Below are 818 nucleotides of genomic sequence, written 5' to 3'. Positions count from 1 at the left end.
TAAATTTCGCCTCGCTGCTGTTGCCCGCCGCGTTGGTTACCGATGCCGTAAAGACGTGCTCACCATCTGCCAGCTCCGCCACCGCGAACGTCCATACGCCGCTGCTGTTTGCCGTGCTGCTGCCCAGCACCGCGCCCGATTTGTCGCTGATGGTCACCACCGCGCCCGCCGCCGCCGTGCCCTGCAGCTCCGGCGTGCTGTCGTCGGTCAGGCCGCCGTTCAGTACCGCGCCGGTGATGCTTCCCGCATCGTCGTTCGCCTGGTCAATGCTCAGCTCCACGCTGCTGCTGTCCAGCCTGAAGGTCGCGCGCTCGCCGCGGGTTTCGTTCCCCGCCGCGTCCGTCACCTTCACCTGCCAGCTGTGCTCCCCGTCCGTCAGCGTGCCCAGCGCCAGTGTCCAGTTGCCGTCCGCGTCCGCCACCGTGCTGCCTGCCGGCGTGCTGCTGTTGTCCAGATATACCGTCACCGTCGCGCCCGCTTCCGCCGTGCCCTTCAGCACCGGCGCGCGGTCGTCGGTTACCCCGCCGCTGGCAACTTCGCCCTGCACCTCACCCTGGGCGTCCATCAGCGCCGCCACGGCCGCCTCCGGTGCCACGGTGTCCAGCACCACGTTAAACGCGCCGGTCTCCGCCGAGGAAACCCCCGCCGCGTTCACCGCCGTCGCCGTCAGGTCATAGCGGCCGTCCTCGCCCAGCGCCGCCGTGGTAATGCTCCAGCGGCCGTTGTCATCCGCCACGCCCGACCCCGCGTTTACCCGGTTGCCGTCCGCATCCGTGGCCCACACGATGACCGTCAGCCCCGCGCCCGCGGTGCCGTTC

1 protein-coding gene is annotated in these 818 nt (G+C 70.0%); it reads right to left on the bottom strand.

From position 1 onward, the window contains the following. The coding region (locus AFL22_RS22905; RefSeq protein WP_241773212.1) for an Ig-like domain-containing protein at positions 1-818 on the bottom strand (818 nt) is incomplete at both ends.

This window comes from Pantoea sp. CFSAN033090, from assembly GCF_001264395.1.
Classification (GTDB): domain Bacteria; phylum Pseudomonadota; class Gammaproteobacteria; order Enterobacterales; family Enterobacteriaceae; genus Pantoea; species Pantoea agglomerans.
This window is presented reverse-complemented; position numbering and strand designations above follow the sequence as displayed.